This is a genomic window from Streptomyces huasconensis (assembly GCF_021028635.1).
Classification (GTDB): domain Bacteria; phylum Actinomycetota; class Actinomycetes; order Streptomycetales; family Streptomycetaceae; genus Streptomyces; species Streptomyces huasconensis.
This window is the reverse complement of the sequence record NZ_CP086119.1, coordinates 1,250,135-1,265,641: the sequence shown is the minus strand read 5'-3', so window position 1 is coordinate 1,265,641 and position 15,507 is coordinate 1,250,135. Positions and strand designations below refer to the sequence as shown.

General features: G+C 71.3%; 12 protein-coding genes. 9 read left to right on the top strand and 3 right to left on the bottom strand.

Annotation, left to right across the window (positions count from 1 at the left end; genetic code table 11):
• Nucleotides 1–247 precede the first annotated feature (247 nt).
• The 4 genes from J2N69_RS05595 to J2N69_RS05580 are packed head-to-tail and all read left to right on the top strand — an operon-like array spanning nt 248 to nt 5,623.
• A complete protein-coding gene (locus tag J2N69_RS05595; protein WP_230899746.1) occupies nt 248–2,788 on the top strand; it encodes a RelA/SpoT family protein in 2,541 nt (846 codons plus the stop codon).
• A 27-nt stretch (nt 2,789–2,815) separates the two neighbouring features.
• On the top strand, nt 2,816–4,111 hold the full coding sequence (locus tag J2N69_RS05590) for a serine/threonine-protein kinase (RefSeq protein WP_230899745.1): 1,296 nt from the start codon (nt 2,816–2,818) through the stop codon (nt 4,109–4,111).
• Nucleotides 4,108–4,497, top strand: coding sequence for an effector-associated constant component EACC1 (locus tag J2N69_RS05585; RefSeq protein WP_230899744.1), 390 nt, complete (start codon nt 4,108–4,110; stop codon nt 4,495–4,497). Before J2N69_RS05590 ends, J2N69_RS05585 begins: the two co-directional genes overlap by 4 nt.
• A complete protein-coding gene (locus J2N69_RS05580) occupies nt 4,478–5,623 on the top strand; it encodes a caspase family protein (protein WP_230899743.1) in 1,146 nt (381 codons plus the stop codon). The genes J2N69_RS05585 and J2N69_RS05580 overlap by 20 nt, the downstream gene beginning before the upstream one ends.
• Before the next feature lie 68 nt (nt 5,624–5,691).
• Here J2N69_RS05580 and J2N69_RS05575 read toward each other — a convergent pair whose 3' ends face one another.
• Together J2N69_RS05575 and J2N69_RS05570 are read right to left on the bottom strand one after the other, a co-directional pair.
• Nucleotides 5,692–6,924 (bottom strand): DUF349 domain-containing protein, encoded by a 1,233-nt coding sequence (locus J2N69_RS05575; RefSeq protein WP_230899742.1) that lies wholly within the window; start codon nt 6,922–6,924, stop codon nt 5,692–5,694.
• A gap of 134 nt (nt 6,925–7,058) precedes the next feature.
• The gene (locus J2N69_RS05570; protein WP_230899741.1) at nt 7,059–7,883 is read right to left on the bottom strand and encodes a peptidylprolyl isomerase; all 825 of its coding nucleotides are present in this window, start codon (nt 7,881–7,883) and stop codon (nt 7,059–7,061) included.
• Between the two features lie 183 nt (nt 7,884–8,066).
• On the opposite strand from J2N69_RS05570, the gene J2N69_RS05565 reads away from it, so the two are divergent.
• The 5 genes from J2N69_RS05565 to rpsD all read left to right on the top strand — a co-directional run bounded on the left by J2N69_RS05565 (nt 8,067) and on the right by rpsD (nt 13,249).
• Nucleotides 8,067–8,780: an MBL fold metallo-hydrolase gene (locus J2N69_RS05565; RefSeq protein WP_230899740.1), complete on the top strand. Its 714-nt coding sequence runs from the start codon at nt 8,067–8,069 to the stop codon at nt 8,778–8,780.
• 13 nt (nt 8,781–8,793) lie between these two features.
• Entirely contained in the window at nt 8,794–10,056 is a 1,263-nt protein-coding gene (hisS, locus tag J2N69_RS05560) for a histidine--tRNA ligase (protein WP_230899739.1), read from the top strand.
• A gap of 125 nt (nt 10,057–10,181) precedes the next feature.
• Entirely contained in the window at nt 10,182–10,823 is a 642-nt protein-coding gene (locus J2N69_RS05555; RefSeq protein WP_230899738.1) for a vitamin K epoxide reductase family protein, read from the top strand.
• A 46-nt stretch (nt 10,824–10,869) separates the two neighbouring features.
• Nucleotides 10,870–12,231, top strand: a complete 1,362-nt coding sequence (locus J2N69_RS05550; protein ID WP_230899737.1) for a replication-associated recombination protein A — start codon at nt 10,870–10,872, stop codon at nt 12,229–12,231.
• Nucleotides 12,232–12,634: 403 nt separating this feature from the next.
• Nucleotides 12,635–13,249, top strand: coding sequence for a 30S ribosomal protein S4 (gene rpsD / locus J2N69_RS05545; protein WP_055698916.1), 615 nt, complete (start codon nt 12,635–12,637; stop codon nt 13,247–13,249).
• Here rpsD and J2N69_RS05540 read toward each other — a convergent pair.
• Entirely contained in the window at nt 13,237–15,369 is a 2,133-nt protein-coding gene (locus J2N69_RS05540; protein ID WP_230899736.1) for an ATP-binding protein, read from the bottom strand. The two genes, rpsD and J2N69_RS05540, sit on opposite strands and share 13 nt — an antisense overlap.
• Nucleotides 15,370–15,507 lie beyond the last annotated feature (138 nt).

Genomic DNA, 15,507 nt, shown 5'->3' with positions numbered 1-15,507 from the left:
GACACGCGCGACAGCACGACGGACGCTCCGGCACCGGCCGGGGCGTCCGTCGTCGTTTCCGGTGAGCCCGCGGACCCCAGGCGGAAATCGCTCAGCGGGACTCCGGAGGGGAATCGATGCCCCGTCCCGCACGTTTCTCCTGTACAGCGGTGTCTCACCGGCCGCAGGCGAGCGGAAGCCCCAGGATCGATACCATGGGTACTTCGGGGCCTGTCCGGGGGACCCCGATCGCGCACAGGGAGCGCTCTTGCCAGACGAGTCCCAGCCACTCACCGCCGCCAAGGCCGCCCAGAAGGCCCAGCAGGCCTCGGCGGGCTCCGCCGCGCCCGCGAAGAAGGCAGAAGGCGCCCAGGGCGGCTCGTCCGCGCAGCGCGCCAAGGGAGAGGTCTCCCGGGGCGACAAGCCGGCAGAGCAGCCCCGCCCGAAGCCGCCCGCGGACCACCACCCGACGGCTCCCGCGATCCGTCCCGCCACGGGTGCGCCCGCGCGCTCCGGCTCCTCCAACCGCGTACGAGCCCGCCTCGCCCGCCTCGGCGTCCAGCGCTCGAATCCGTACAACCCGGTCCTGGAACCCCTGCTGCGGATAGTGCGCAGCAACGACCCCAAGATCGAGACCGCCACACTCCGCCAGATCGAGCGGGCCTACCAGGTCGCCGAGCGCTGGCACCGCGGCCAGAAGCGCAAGAGCGGCGACCCCTACATCACGCACCCGCTCGCCGTGACGACCATCCTCGCCGAGCTGGGCATGGACCCGGCCACCCTGATGGCCGGCCTCCTGCACGACACCGTCGAGGACACCGAGTACGGCCTGGACACCCTGCGCCGCGACTTCGGCGACCAGGTGGCGCTGCTCGTCGACGGCGTGACCAAGCTGGACAAGGTCAAGTTCGGCGAGGCCGCGCAGGCCGAGACCGTGCGCAAGATGGTCGTCGCCATGGCCAAGGACCCGCGCGTCCTGGTCATCAAGCTCGCCGACCGCCTGCACAACATGCGCACCATGCGGTACCTCAAGCGCGAGAAGCAGGAGAAGAAGGCGCGCGAGACCCTGGAGATCTACGCGCCGCTCGCCCACCGCCTGGGCATGAACACCATCAAGTGGGAGCTGGAGGACCTCGCCTTCGCGATCCTCTACCCCAAGATGTACGACGAGATCGTCCGCCTGGTCGCCGAGCGCGCCCCCAAGCGCGACGAATACCTCGCCATAGTGACCGACGAGGTCCAGGCCGACCTGCGTGCCGCCCGCATCAAGGCTACCGTCACCGGCCGCCCGAAGCACTACTACAGCGTCTACCAGAAGATGATCGTCCGCGGCCGTGACTTCGCGGAGATCTACGACCTGGTGGGCATTCGTGTCCTCGTCGACACGGTCCGCGACTGCTACGCGGCGCTCGGCACCGTCCACGCGCGATGGAACCCGGTCCCCGGCCGGTTCAAGGACTACATCGCGATGCCGAAGTTCAACATGTACCAGTCGCTGCATACGACGGTCATCGGTCCCAACGGCAAGCCCGTCGAGCTGCAGATCCGTACGTTCGACATGCACCGCCGCGCCGAGTACGGCATCGCCGCGCACTGGAAGTACAAGCAGGAGGCCGTCGCCGGCGCCTCGAAGGTGCGTACGGACGTACCGAAGAAGGCGGGCGGCAAGGACGACCACCTCAACGACATGGCGTGGCTGCGCCAGCTCCTGGACTGGCAGAAGGAGACCGAGGACCCCAGCGAGTTCCTGGAGTCGCTGCGCTTCGACCTGTCGCGCAACGAAGTCTTCGTGTTCACGCCGAAGGGCGACGTCATAGCGCTTCCGGCGGGCGCCACACCGGTCGACTTCTCCTACGCGGTGCACACCGAGGTCGGCCACCGCACCATAGGGGCGCGGGTCAACGGCCGTCTCGTGCCGCTCGAATCGACGCTGGACAACGGCGACCTGGTGGAGGTCTTCACCTCCAAGGCAGCGGGCGCCGGGCCCTCCCGCGACTGGCTCGGCTTCGTCAAGTCGCCGCGGGCACGGAACAAGATCCGCGCGTGGTTCTCCAAGGAGCGCCGCGACGAGGCCATCGAGCAGGGCAAGGACGCCATCGCGCGCGCCATGCGCAAGCAGAACCTGCCCATCCAGCGCATCCTGACCGGCGACTCCCTGGTCACCCTCGCCCACGAGATGCGCTACCCCGACATCTCCTCGCTGTACGCGGCGATCGGCGAGGGGCACGTCACCGCGCAGTCCGTCGTGCAGAAGCTCGTCCAGGCCCTCGGCGGCGAGGAGGCCGCCAACGAGGACATCGCCGAGAGCGCCCCGCCCTCGCGTGGACGCAGCAAGCGCCGCTCCAACGCCGACCCGGGCGTCGTCGTCAAGGGCGTCGAGGACGTGTGGGTCAAGCTGGCCCGCTGCTGCACACCCGTCCCCGGCGACCCCATCATCGGCTTCGTGACGCGCGGCAGCGGGGTGTCGGTCCACCGCAGCGACTGCGTGAACGTCGACTCCCTTTCGCGCGAGCCGGAGCGGATTCTGGAGGTCGAGTGGGCGCCGACGCAGTCCTCGGTCTTCCTCGTCGCCATCCAGGTCGAGGCCCTGGACCGCTCCCGCCTCCTGTCCGACGTCACGCGCATCCTCTCGGACCAGCACGTGAACATCCTCTCGGCGGCCGTGCAGACCTCGCGCGACCGCGTCGCCACCTCCCGCTTCACCTTCGAGATGGGCGACCCCAAGCACCTGGGGCACGTGCTCAAGGCGGTCAGGGGAGTGGAGGGTGTGTACGACGTGTACCGGGTGACGTCGGCGCGCAGGCCCTGAGCGGGCGCGGCGGGCGGGGGGAAGGCGATGGATTACGGGGAGGGCGCGACCGTCGCCGGGCGGTACCGGTTGCTCGGGCTGTTGGGGCGCGGCGGCATGGGTGTGGTGCACGAGGCCGAGGACACCCGGCTCGGGCGGCGCGTGGCGGTGAAAGTGCTGACGGCCGTCGAAGGCCTCGCCGAGGACGGCGAGGCCCGCGACCGGTTCCTGCGCGAGGCACGGGCCCTCGCCCGCATCGAACACCCCGCCGTGGTCACGCTGTACGACGCCGGACTGGTCGAGGGCACGCCCTACCTCGTGATGCAGGTGCTCGACGGACTGAGCCTCGCGGAACTGGTCCAGCGGATCGGACCGCTGCCGGCGCCCGTCGTCGCACAGGTCGCCCTGGACGTGGTGCGCGGGCTCGCCGCGGCGCACGAGTCGGGGGTCCTCCACCGGGACGTCAAGCCTTCCAACATCGGCATCAACCACGGCGGCCACGTCGTCCTGCACGACTTCGGGCTCGCCCGGCTCGCGGGGGAGCGGGCGATCACCAGGACGGGGGAGCTCGTCGGCACCCCGCAGTTCATGGCCCCGGAGGCCATCCGGGGCGCGGCCCCCTCGCCGGCCGCCGACCTGTACGGCCTCGGCGCCTGCATGTACCTCATGCTCACCGGAGAGCTGCCGCTCGGAGATGCCACGGTGGACTACGGCGCCATCGTGGACCGCGCCCTCGGTGACGGCGTCCCCCGGCTCGCCGGACGCCTCCAAGGACCTCCCCGCGAGCTCCTCGACCTCGTCGACCGGCTCTGCGCCCAGGACCCCGCCGACCGGCCGGGTCCCATCGGCACCACCGAAGAAGTGCTCGAACGGCACGCGGACGGCGGCCGGGACACTCTGGCCGCGCTCCTGGCCGGCCAGGTGAGGGACGAGGCGGTGCGCTCCCTGCACGAGGCGGCGGCCGCCGCCGAGGAACCGGAGTACGACTGGGAAGAGGCCGTCCCGCACCCGAGGGCCGAGCTCGCCGACCCGCTGCATCCGCCGACGCTCAGCGACGCCACCCGCCGCATCGTGCTCAGCAGCATGACCCCGCAGAACGCCCTGTCCCGCCAGCGTGAGGCGGTCAACCTCGTGCTCCGGGGCGAACTGCAGGAAGCCGCGCGGATGCTGGCCGCGGTCGTCCCCGTCTGCCTGTCGTCGCTCGGGCCCGCCCACCCGACCACGCTCATCAGCCAGTACTGGCAGGCCGTGTGCCTGGCCCGGCTGGGCGCGGGCGACAAGGCCGTCGAACTGCTCGCCCGGGTGAACCGTCAAGTGGACCAGCGAAGAGGGAGCGAGCGGTGACCGATCTGGTGGTGGAGGTACGCGAAGCCGACGCCGAGGACGCACTGCGGTCCCTGGCGGGCTGGCTGCGAGCGGACGAGTCCCTCGACGGGCAGCTGCGCGGCAGAGTCGCCCCGGCCGCGCCCGCCCCGGCGGACCACATGGGCACCGGTTTCGACGTGCTCGAACTCGTCCTCGGCAGTTCCCTGTCCACCGCCGCCCTGGTCGTCTCCCTGCTCCAGTGGCAGCTCTCGCGCCGCAGGGCCCCGGCCCTCGTCCTGAGCCGCGGCGACGTACGCGTGGAACTGACGCCGGAAGCGGCCCGCGACGAGGAGACCTTGCGGCGCGTCATGGCAGCCCTGGAGCGCGGCGAGGGGGGCGCGGCCGATGGCGACGGCGCTTCCTGACCCGGCCCGCTCCCGCGCCGTCCTGATCGGCACCGCGTCCTACCGCCACCTGCCGCAGCTGCCGGCCGTCGAGGCCAATGTGGTGGACCTGGCGGCCGAGCTGTGCGACGCGACCGTCTGGGGACTTCCCGTCCAGCACTGCACCGTGGTCACCGACCCGCAGAGCGTGCCCGCCATGCTCGACCCCGTGCACCAGGCCGCCGACGAGGCCACGGACACCCTCGTCGTGTACTACGCCGGACACGGCATGCGCGACTCCGAATCCGCCGACCTGTACCTCGCCCTCGGCGACTCCCGCGACACCATGGGCTACACCGCGGTCGCCTACCAGCATCTGCGCACCGCGCTGCGCGGCTCCCGCGCCCGACGCAAGATCGTCGTACTCGACTGCTGCTTCAGCGGACGCGCCGCGCGCACCCTGTCCGGCGGTGACGTGCTCGCCGCGCAGGCAGCCGTTGACGGGGCGTACGTCCTCACCGCCTCGCCCCGCGACCGCGTGGCCCTCGCACCCGACGGGGAGCGCTACACGGCGTTCACCGGCGAGCTCCTGACCGTGCTGCGCGGCGGTGTCCCCGACGGCCCCGAGCTGATCGACCTCGAAACGCTCTACCGCGTCCTGGAGGAGCGGCTGCGCGCCAAGAACCGCCCGCTGCCCCAGCGCTCCCAGGAGAACGGCGTCGGCCGGCTGCCCTTCGCCCGCAACAAGGCCCGCGCCGCCCGCAGCGCTCCCGCGGGCCCGGTCCTCGCGACCGACATCCGCGCGGCCATGGTCGCCACCGGACTGAACGTCGCCCGGCTGCTGCGCGCCGAGGGGAACACCCGCGACGCCCTGCCGGTGCTGCGCCTCGCGCTCCAGGAGCAGGTCAGCGACGGCCGGGGCGAACTGCTCGCCGTACAACTGGAGTTGTCGGAACTGCTGGCCGAGACGGGGCAGATCCGCGAGGCCATCGAGGTCCTCGAACTCGCCTTCCAGCAGGTGCACAAGGTGTACGGGCCCGAGGCCGTCCTCGTCTGCCGCAGGCTCGCCGATCTGCTCCAGGAGTCCGGCAACCACATCCAGGCCTGCGAGGTCCTCAAACACGCGCTGGACCTCACCGAGTACGGGGGAGTGGGCACCGCGCCGTAGGCACCGGGAACGCCGCAGGGCCCGGCCGGTGCGCTCGCCACCGGCCGGGCCCTCCTCGTCTCGCGGGATCAGCCGCCGAACTCGTGCAGACCCTTCAGCGCCTGGTCGAGCAGCGCCTGGCGGCCGTCCAGCTCCTTCTGGAGCTTGTCGGCCTTGGCGTTGTTGCCCGCGGCGCGCGCCTTCTCGATCTGCTCCGTCAGCTTGTCCACGGCCGCCTGGAGCTGGCCGGTGAGCCCCTCGGCACGCGCGCGTGCCTCCGGGTTCGTGCGGCGCCACTCGGCTTCCTCGGACTCCTGGAGCGCCCGCTCCACGGCCTGCATACGACCCTCCACCTTGGGGCGGGCGTCGCGCGGGACGTGGCCGATGGCCTCCCAGCGTTCGTTGATCGAGCGGAACGCGGCTCGGGCCGCCTTCAGGTCCTTCACCGGGACGAGCTTCTCGGCCTCCTCGGCCAGCTCCTCCTTGAGCTTCAGGTTCTCCGACTGCTCGGCGTCACGCTCCGCGAAGACCTCGCTGCGCGCCGCGAAGAACACGTCCTGGGCGCCGCGGAAGCGGTTCCACAGGTCGTCCTCGTGCTCCCGCTGGGCGCGGCCCGCGGCCTTCCAGTCGGCCATCAGCTCGCGGTAGCGCGCGGCCGTCGGCCCCCAGTCCGTCGAACTCGACAGCGCCTCGGCCTCGGCGACCAGCTTCTCCTTGGCCTTGCGGGCCTCCTCGCGCTGCGCGTCCAGCGACGCGAAGTGCGCCTTGCGGCGCTTGGAGAACGCCGAGCGGGCGTGCGAGAAGCGGTGCCACAGCTCGTCGTCCGACTTGCGGTCGAGCCGTGGCAGCCCCTTCCAGGTGTCCACCAGGGCCCGCAGCCGCTCACCGGCCGACCGCCACTGCTCGCTCTGGGCCAGCTCCTCGGCCTCGACGACCAGGGCCTCCTTGGCGTGCCGCGCCTCGTCGGACTGCTTGGCCTTCTGGGCCTTGCGCTCCTCACGGCGGGCCTCGACGGTCTCCACCAGCTTGTCGAGCCGCTTGCTCAGCGCGTCCAGATCGCCGACCGCGTGCGCCTCGTCGACCTGCTGGCGCAGATGGTCGATGGCGGTCATCGCGTCCTTGGCCGACAGGTCGGTCGTCTTCACCCGGCGCTCGAGAAGTCCGATCTCGACGACCAGACCGTCGTACTTGCGCTCGAAGTAGGCGAGGGCCTCATCAGGAGATCCTGCCTGCCACGAACCGACCACTCGCTCGCCGCCGTCGGCCGTACGCACGTACACGGTCCCCGTCTCGTCGACGCGGCCCCACGGGTCGCTGCTCACAGCGCCTCCTCCACATGATGCCTGCGCAGGGCCGTCGGGCCCCCGGCATCGTCCACAGTTTCGTCACCGCCAACATAGGCGACCGGCGGGGCGGCTGTCCGCATCCCGCACGACCGAAGTTTGCCTGGCGGGGCTCAGGATTTGGTGACGGTCGCCTTGTCGATGACGACGGTCGCGTTCGGGGCGCCGTCGCCCCGCCCGGAGCTTTCCCCGGCGGCGGCGATCTTCTTCAGCACCTTCATCCCGGAATCGGAAATGGTCCCGAACGGTGTGTAGTCGGGCGGGAGCTGACTGTCCTGGTAGACGAGGAAGAACTGGCTGCCGCCGGTGTCGCGGCCCTTCTTCTCCTGGGCGTTGTACTGGTTCGCCATGGCGACCGTGCCGGCCGGATACACGTTCCCCTTCAGGCGCTTGTCCTTGAGGTTCTCGTCCGGGATCGAGTAGCCGGGACCGCCCCTGCCGGTCCCCTCCGGGTCGCCGCACTGCAGGACGTAGATGCCGCCGGTGGTGAGGCGGTGGCACTTGGTGTGGTCGAGGTAGCCCTTGTTCACCAGGAAGTCGAAGGAGTTGACCGTGTGCGGGGCCTTCGCCGCGTCGAGGTCGAGGCCGATGTCACCGCACGTCGTCCTCAGGTTCATCGTGTAGTCGGCGGACCTGTCGACCTTGAGCGCCGGCTCCTTCTTGAAGCTCAGCGGCCTCACCTTGCCGGGAGCCGGCTTCGCGCACGGGTCCTTGGGGGTGCTGGTGGGCCGCGCGGCCGCGTCGTCCTCCGTCGAACCGCCGCCGTCGAAGGCGCCCGCCGCGTACGACACGGCGCCGCCCGCCACCACCACCGCGAGCGTCCCCGCTATCACGCCGTTGCGTAGCCGCGTCCTGCGCCGCGCGGCCTCCCGCCGCCGCTGCTGACGCTCGAACTTCTCCCGGGCGAGCTGCCGCCGCCGCTGATCGTTGCTGACCACCGGGTTCTCTCCCCATCTCCCGTTCGTCCGTTGTCCCGGACGTTTCTCAAGACCGCCTGAATGTGCCCCGTACCGTATATGGGTTACCTGTGGAATCGGCAGCGCCGGTAGGCTCTGATCTGCCGCATTCTCCCGTTCCGGGGGCTGCGGCCCCTCCCGCCGGACGACGAACGAAGGACGATCGTGCTCATTGCCGGGTTCCCCGCCGGGGCCTGGGGCACCAACTGCTACCTGGTCGCCCCCGCCGCAGGCGAGGAGTGCGTGATCATCGACCCGGGCCACCAGGCCACCCAGGGAGTCGAGGACACCCTCAAGAAGCATCGGCTCAAGCCCGTCGCGGTCATCCTCACCCACGGCCACATCGACCACGTCGCCTCGGTCGTCCCGGTCTGCGGGGCGCACGACGTGCCCGCGTGGATTCACCCCCGCGACCGGTACATGATGAGCGACCCCGAGAAGGCGCTCGGCCGCTCCATCGGGATGCCGCTCATGGGCGAGCTGACCGTCGGGGAGCCGGACGACATGCGGGAGCTGTCCGACGGCGCCGAGCTGAAGCTGGCGGGCCTCGACTTCTCCGTCGCGCACGCCCCGGGCCATACGAAGGGGTCGGTGACCTTCCAGATGCCCGAGACGGCCGAGATCCCCTCGGTCTTCTTCTCGGGCGATCTGCTCTTCGCCGGCTCCATCGGACGCACCGACCTGCCCGGCGGCAGCCACGCCGAGATCCTCGAGTCGCTGGCCCGCGTGTGCCTGCCGCTCGACGACTCCACCGTGGTGCTGTCCGGCCACGGCCCCCAGACATCCATCGGCCAGGAGCGCGCCACCAACCCGTATCTGCGGCAGGTGGCCGCCGGCCTGGGCGCGGACCAGACGTCCGCCCCGCGACGAGGAATGTGACGAGAGAACTTCCGTGAGCACCTTCAAGGCCCCCAAGGGCACGTACGACCTGCTTCCGCCGGACTCCGCGAAGTTCCTGGCGGTGCGCGAGGCGATCTCCGCCCCGCTGCGCAACTCCGGATACGGCTACATCGAGACGCCCGGGTTTGAAGCCGTCGAGCTGTTCGCGCGCGGTGTCGGTGAGTCCACCGACATCGTCACCAAGGAGATGTACGCCTTCACCACCAAGGGCGGCGACGAACTCGCGCTGCGCCCCGAGGGCACCGCGTCCGTGCTGCGCGCGGCCCTGGAGGGCAACCTCCACAAGGCGGGCAACCTCCCGGTCAAGCTCTGGTACTCCGGCTCCTACTACCGCTACGAGCGCCCGCAGAAGGGCCGCTACAGGCACTTCTCCCAGGTCGGCGCCGAGGCGATCGGCGCCGAGGACCCGGCGCTCGACGCCGAGCTGATCATCCTGGCCGACCAGGCCTACCGCGCGCTCGGCCTGCGGAACTTCCGCATCCTGCTCAACTCGCTGGGCGACAAGGAGTGCCGTCCCGTCTACCGCGCCGCGCTCCAGGACTTCCTGCGCGGCCTCGACCTGGACGAGGAGACACGTCGACGTATCGACATCAACCCGCTCCGCGTCCTCGACGACAAGCGGGCCGAGGTCCAGAAGCAGCTCGTGGGCGCGCCCTCCCTGCGCGACTACCTGTGCGACGCGTGCAAGGCGTACCACGAGCAGGTCCGTGAGCTGATCACGGCGGCGGGCGTCGCCTTCGAGGACGACGAGAAGCTGGTCCGCGGCCTGGACTACTACACCCGCACCACCTTCGAGTTCGTCCACGACGGCCTCGGCTCGCAGTCCGCCGTCGGCGGCGGCGGGCGCTACGACGGCCTCTCCGAGATGATCGGCGGCCCCTCGCTGCCCTCGGTCGGCTGGGCACTCGGCGTGGACCGCACGGTGCTCGCCCTGGAGGCGGAGGGCGTCGAGCTCGAACTCCCCTCCGCCACCAGCGTCTTCGCGGTACCGCTCGGCGACGAGGCACGCCGCGTGCTCTTCGCCAAGGTGACGGAGCTGCGCAAGGCCGGGGTGGCGGCGGACTTCTCGTACGGCGGGAAGGGGCTCAAGGGAGCGATGAAGAACGCCAACCGGAGCGGCGCACGGTTCACCGTCGTCGCCGGTGAGCGTGACCTCGCCGAGGGCGTCGTCCAGCTCAAGGACATGGAGTCCGGCGAGCAGGAGCCGGTCGCGACGGACGAGATCGTCGCCGTCCTGAAGGACCGGCTCGCGTAAGACCGGGCTTTCGTAGCTCCTCACAGCTTCACGTACCTGTGTGTCCCATCGGCCGGTGGACACACAGGTACGTGCGGCACAATGTGCGTGCCCCCAGGCCACCTCGACAGCGACGGAACGGCGTGATGACCAAAACGATCTCGGCGCAGGATGACGACTTGGACCACGGGGAGCGGGCGGACGCTCCGGGCGCCGTCGGCGGAAGCCGTGGGCTCGCCCTGCTCCTGGTGATCACGGGCGCGGCCGGTCTGCTCGCCTCCTGGATCATCACCCTCGACAAGCTGGAGCTGCTGAAGAACCCGGACTTCCAGCCGGGGTGCAGCATCAACCCCGTCGTGTCCTGCGGCAGCATCATGAAGAGCGAGCAGGCGACCGTCTTCGGCTTCCCCAACCCGCTGCTCGGCCTGGTCACCTACGCCATCGTCATCGGCGTCGGCATGAGCCTGCTCGCCCGGGCCCGCTTCCCCCGCTGGTACTGGCTGACGTTCAACGCGGGCACGCTCTTCGGCGTCGGATTCTGCACCTGGCTGATGATCCAGTCGCTGTACCACATCAACGCGCTCTGCCTGTGGTGCTGCCTGGCCTGGCTCGCCACGCTCCTGATGTTCTGGTACGTCACGTCGTTCAACATCCGCCACGGCTTCCTGCCCGCGCCGGGCTGGGCCAAGAGCTTCCTGGCGGACTTCACCTGGGCGCTGCCCGTGATGCACACCGGCGTCATCGCCATGCTGATCCTCACGCGCTGGGGCGCCGACCTCTGGGCCTGACCAGGGCCGGGGCCGATTGTCAGTGGGGTGACATAGGGTTCTGGACGTGGAGCCCGACCTGTTCACCGCCGCAGCCGAAGACCGCCAGGAGAAGGACCCGTCCAGCAGCCCCCTGGCCGTCCGGATGCGCCCGCGCACCCTCGACGAAGTCGTCGGCCAGCAGCATCTGCTGAAGCCGGGCTCACCCCTGCGCCGCCTGGTGGGCGAGGCCGGGGGAGGCCCGGCCGGCCCCTCCTCGGTGCTCCTGTGGGGACCGCCCGGCATCGGCAAGACCACTCTGGCGTACGTCGTCTCCAAGGCGACGAACAAGCGCTTCGTCGAGCTGTCCGCCATCACCGCGGGCGTCAAGGAAGTGCGCGCGGTCATCGACGGCGCCCGCCGGGCCCTGGGCGGCCACGGCAAGGAGACCGTCCTCTTCCTCGACGAGATCCACCGCTTCAGCAAGGCCCAGCAGGACTCCCTCCTGCCCGCCGTCGAGAACCGCTGGGTGACGCTGATCGCGGCGACCACCGAGAACCCGTACTTCTCGATCATCTCCCCGCTCCTCTCCCGCTCCCTGCTGCTCACCCTCGAACCGCTCACCGACGACGACCTGCGCGGCCTGCTGCGCCGGGCCGTCACCGACGAGCGGGGTCTCGGCGGCGCGGTCGAGCTGCCCGAGGAGGCCGAGGAGCACCTGCTGCGGATCGCGGGCGGCGACGCCCGGCGCGCGCTCACCGCGCTGGAGGCGGGCGCGGGCTCGGCCCTCGCCAAGGGCGAGAAGGAACTCACCCTCCAGACGCTGGAGGAGTCCGTCGACCGCGCCGCGGTGAAGTACGACCGCGACGGCGACCAGCACTACGACGTGGCGAGCGCCCTCATCAAGTCCATCCGCGGCTCGGACGTGGACGCGGCCCTGCACTATCTGGCCCGCATGATCGAGGCGGGCGAGGACCCCCGCTTCATCGCGCGCCGCCTGATGATCTCCGCCAGCGAGGACATCGGCCTCGCCGACCCCACGGCCCTGCCCACCGCGGTCGCCGCCGCCCAGGCCGTCGCCATGATCGGCTTCCCGGAGGCCGCGCTCACCCTGAGCCACGCCACGATCGCCCTCGCCCTGGCCCCCAAGTCGAACGCCGCGACGATCGCCATCCAGCAGGCCCAGGCCGACGTCCGCGGCGGCCTCGCCGGCCCCGTCCCGCCCCACCTGCGCGACGGCCACTACAAGGGCGCGGCCAAGCTCGGCCACGCGCAGGGTTACGTCTACCCCCACGACGTCCCCGGCGGCATCGCCGCCCAGCAGTACGCCCCGGACACCATCGAGGGCAAGCGCTACTACCAGCCGACGCGGTACGGCGCCGAGGCGCGGTACGCCGACGTGGTCGAGCGGGTCCGCGCCCGGCTCAAGGGCGAGCAGCCCGAGAGCTAGCACCGGACCGCACGGGCACGGCCCCCGCCCCCGGCTGAGGCACCCCGCCGCACCCGGCTGAGGCACCCCGCCGCACCCGGTACACTTGCCCGAAGTGCTGCGTCCCGTGCCCGGTCTCGTACCGGCACCACCAGAACGGGACATCCAGCCGGACCCCACCGCCGCAAGGCACGGGGACCAGGAGCGTCGCGCACCGTCGAAGGTGTCGCGGGCAGCCCACCACCACCCGGAGCCAAGGCCCCGGGACCGGCCGGTGGGCCACTCGCGTGCTGCACATAGTGCCCAGACCAGGGAGCGGCTGCCTCAAGAGCCCATGGTGGCTCAAGAGGTTTCCCAGGCTGCGGATGCGACCTCCCCTAACCACTGGTGAAGCCGAATTCACATTGAACAGAGAGGTTGGTTCATGCCGAACCAGTCCCGCCCCAAGGTCAAGAAGTCGCGTGCTCTTGGCATCGCGCTGACCCCGAAGGCCGTCAAGTACTTCGAGGCCCGCCCCTACCCGCCGGGCGAGCACGGCCGTGGGCGCAAGCAGAACTCGGACTACAAGGTCCGTCTGCTCGAGAAGCAGCGTCTGCGCGCGCAGTACGACGTGTCCGAGCGCCAGCTCGTCCGCGCCTACGAGCGTGCCGCCAAGACGCAGGGCAAGACCGGTGAGGCCCTGGTCATCGAGCTGGAGCGTCGTCTCGACGCCCTGGTTCTGCGTTCGGGCATCGCCCGCACGATCTACCAGGCCCGCCAGATGGTCGTGCACGGCCACATCGAGGTCAACGGCCAGAAGGTCGACAAGCCGTCCTTCCGCGTCAAGCCGGACGACGTCGTCATGGTCCGCGAGCGCAGCCGCGAGAAGCCGCTGTTCCAGGTCGCGCGTGAGGGTGGCTTCGCCCCCGACGGCGAGACCCCGCGCTACCTCCAGGTGAACCTGAAGGCCCTGGCCTTCCGCCTGGACCGCGACCCGAACCGCAAGGAGATCCCCGTGATCTGCGACGAGCAGCTCGTCGTCGAGTACTACGCCCGCTGACCCGGACGTAGCTCACCCTGCTTCAGCCCGTCGCCTCCCCGCCCTTCCCGGCGGGGCAGGCGGCGGGTTCGCTCGTTCTCGGGGTTGGTGCGCAGCGCCCGCTGGACCGCCGCGTCCAGGCCGAGCCCCGCCCCCGCCCGTACGCACTCCTCGTACCGCTCGTCGCCGAGCGCCGCGCGGGCCCGCTCCTCGCACAGCGCGTGCGGCGCGCCGAAGTTCCCCGAGCCGAACAGCGGCAGCCCCACCGAGGGCCAGATACGGGAGGCGGCACCCTGGAGCACCGCCGCCTCGGCCGGGTCGCCCTCCGCGGCCGTGAACAGGGCGAGCAGCTCCAGGGAGAGCACCGTGCCCAGCAGGTCGTGGAAGCGGTGGTCGAGGTCGAGGGACTCGGCGAGCAGCGCGCGGGCCTTCTGGGCCTCCCCGTGGGTCCAGGCCGCGAAGCCGAGGACATAGAGGGCGTAGGCCAGGGCCCAGCGCTCGCCGTGGTCCTCGCAGACCCGGCGGACGTCCTCGCACAGCTCCACCGCGCCGGCGAGGTCACCGCGGAAGGCGAGGGCCATCGCCAGCTCCACCTGACCCATCAGGACGTTGCTGTTCAGCTCACCGATCTCCTCGTAGCGCGCCAGCGCCGAGCGCAACAGCCTCTCCGCGCGCGCAACGTCGTCCGAGACCAGCGCCAGACAGCCGATGCGGTGCTCGGCGTAGGCCACCGCGACCGCGCTGCCCGCACGCTCGGCGCCCTCACGGCACTCGTGGAGCGCGGCCAGGGCGGCGACCGTGTCGCCCTGGAGCACCGCCACATAGCCGAGCACCCACAGCGCCTTGAGCCGCGCGTCCTCGTGGCCGCCGTCCAGCTCCAGCGCCCGGTCGAGCCAGTGCCTGCCCTCCGCCAGCCGCCCGCAGCCGACCCAGTAGAACCACAGCGTGCCCGCGAGGTACTGCCCCAGGTGGGCCTCGCCGCCTTCGTCGAGGCAGAACTCCAACGCGGCGCGCAGGTTGGGCAGTTCCATGTCGACCAGGGCCGCGATCTCGGGCTGGCGCGGCGAGAACCAGTCCACCTCGCACCACGTGGCGAGCCCCATGTACCAGTCGCGGTGCCTGCGCCGCAGCCGCGTGGCCTCGCCCGCGGCCTCCAGCCACTCCGCCCCGTACGCCCTGACCGTGTCGAGCATGCGGTAGCGCACGCCCGCGGGGTTCTCCTCGCGGGTCACGACGGACTGCGCGAGCAGTTCGTCCAGTACGTCGATGATCTCGTCGGCGTGCAGCCCGTCCCCGGCACAGACGTACTCGACCGCCTCCAGATCGAACTGCCCGGTGAACACCGAAAGCCGCGCCCACAGCAGCCGCTCGCGGGGCGCGCACAGCTCATGGCTCCAGCCGATGGCCGTGCGCAGGGTCTGATGGCGGGGCGGCGCGTCGCGGCGCACCCCCGTCAACAGCCGGAAGCGGTCGTCGAGCCGGGCGACCAACTGGGCGGGGGACAGGACCCGCAGCCGGCCCGCCGCCAGCTCGACGGCGAGCGGGATGCCGTCCAGGCGCCGGCACAGCTCAAGGACGTCCTCGCGGTTGCCGTCGTCCAGGGCGAAGCGGGGCACGCACGCCGCCGCCCGGTCCGTGAAAAGGTCGGCGGCTTCCTCCGGCGGCAGCGGCGCGAGCGACAGGAGCCGCTCGCCCTCGGTCTCCAGCGGCCTGCGCCCCACCGCGAGCACCCGCAGCCCGGGGGAGTGCACCAGCAGCTCGCGCACCAGCGCGGCGCACGCGTCCACGAGGTGCTCGAACCCGTCGACGACAAGGAGGAGTTCGCGTTCCGCCAAGTGCTCGCGCAGCACCTGCCGCGGCGGCCTGCTCGTGTGGTCGGTCAGCTCCAGGGCCTCGGCGACGGCGTGCTCGACCAGGTCCGCGTCCCGCAGCGGCGCCAGGTCCACCAGCCAGGCCCCGTCACGCGGCCGGCACCGCCCCGCGGCCCGCACGGCCAGCCGCGACTTCCCCACTCCGCCGACCCCGGTGACCGTGACCAGCCGCCCGGCCTCCAAGGCCGCGGCCAGCTCGGCCAGTTCGGTGCCGCGCCCGACGAAGGCGTTCAGTTCGAGGGGGAGGTTGCCGGGTTGAGAGGGTCGCATGAAGCACGGAGCGTACTCACGCGCATGCGGTCCGTACAATCGCTGTGAGGCATGTCCGTGACGGCGGGCGGGAATGCGGTACGGACCGAGCGCCCCGGCGCGATAGGCTCGGGGGACGACTTTTCGATGTTCACGTTC

Excerpts from the sequence above, each read along its gene's own strand:
- J2N69_RS05590 (WP_230899745.1), top strand. The coding sequence starts at position 2,816 with ATGGATTACGGGGAGGGCGCGACCGTCGCCGGGCGGTACCGGTTGCTC.
- J2N69_RS05580 (WP_230899743.1), top strand. The coding sequence starts at position 4,478 with ATGGCGACGGCGCTTCCTGACCCGGCCCGCTCCCGCGCCGTCCTGATC.
- J2N69_RS05555 (WP_230899738.1), top strand. The coding sequence starts at position 10,182 with ATGACCAAAACGATCTCGGCGCAGGATGACGACTTGGACCACGGGGAG.
- rpsD (WP_055698916.1), top strand. The coding sequence starts at position 12,635 with ATGCCGAACCAGTCCCGCCCCAAGGTCAAGAAGTCGCGTGCTCTTGGC.
- J2N69_RS05540 (WP_230899736.1), bottom strand. The coding sequence starts at position 15,369 with ATGCGACCCTCTCAACCCGGCAACCTCCCCCTCGAACTGAACGCCTTC.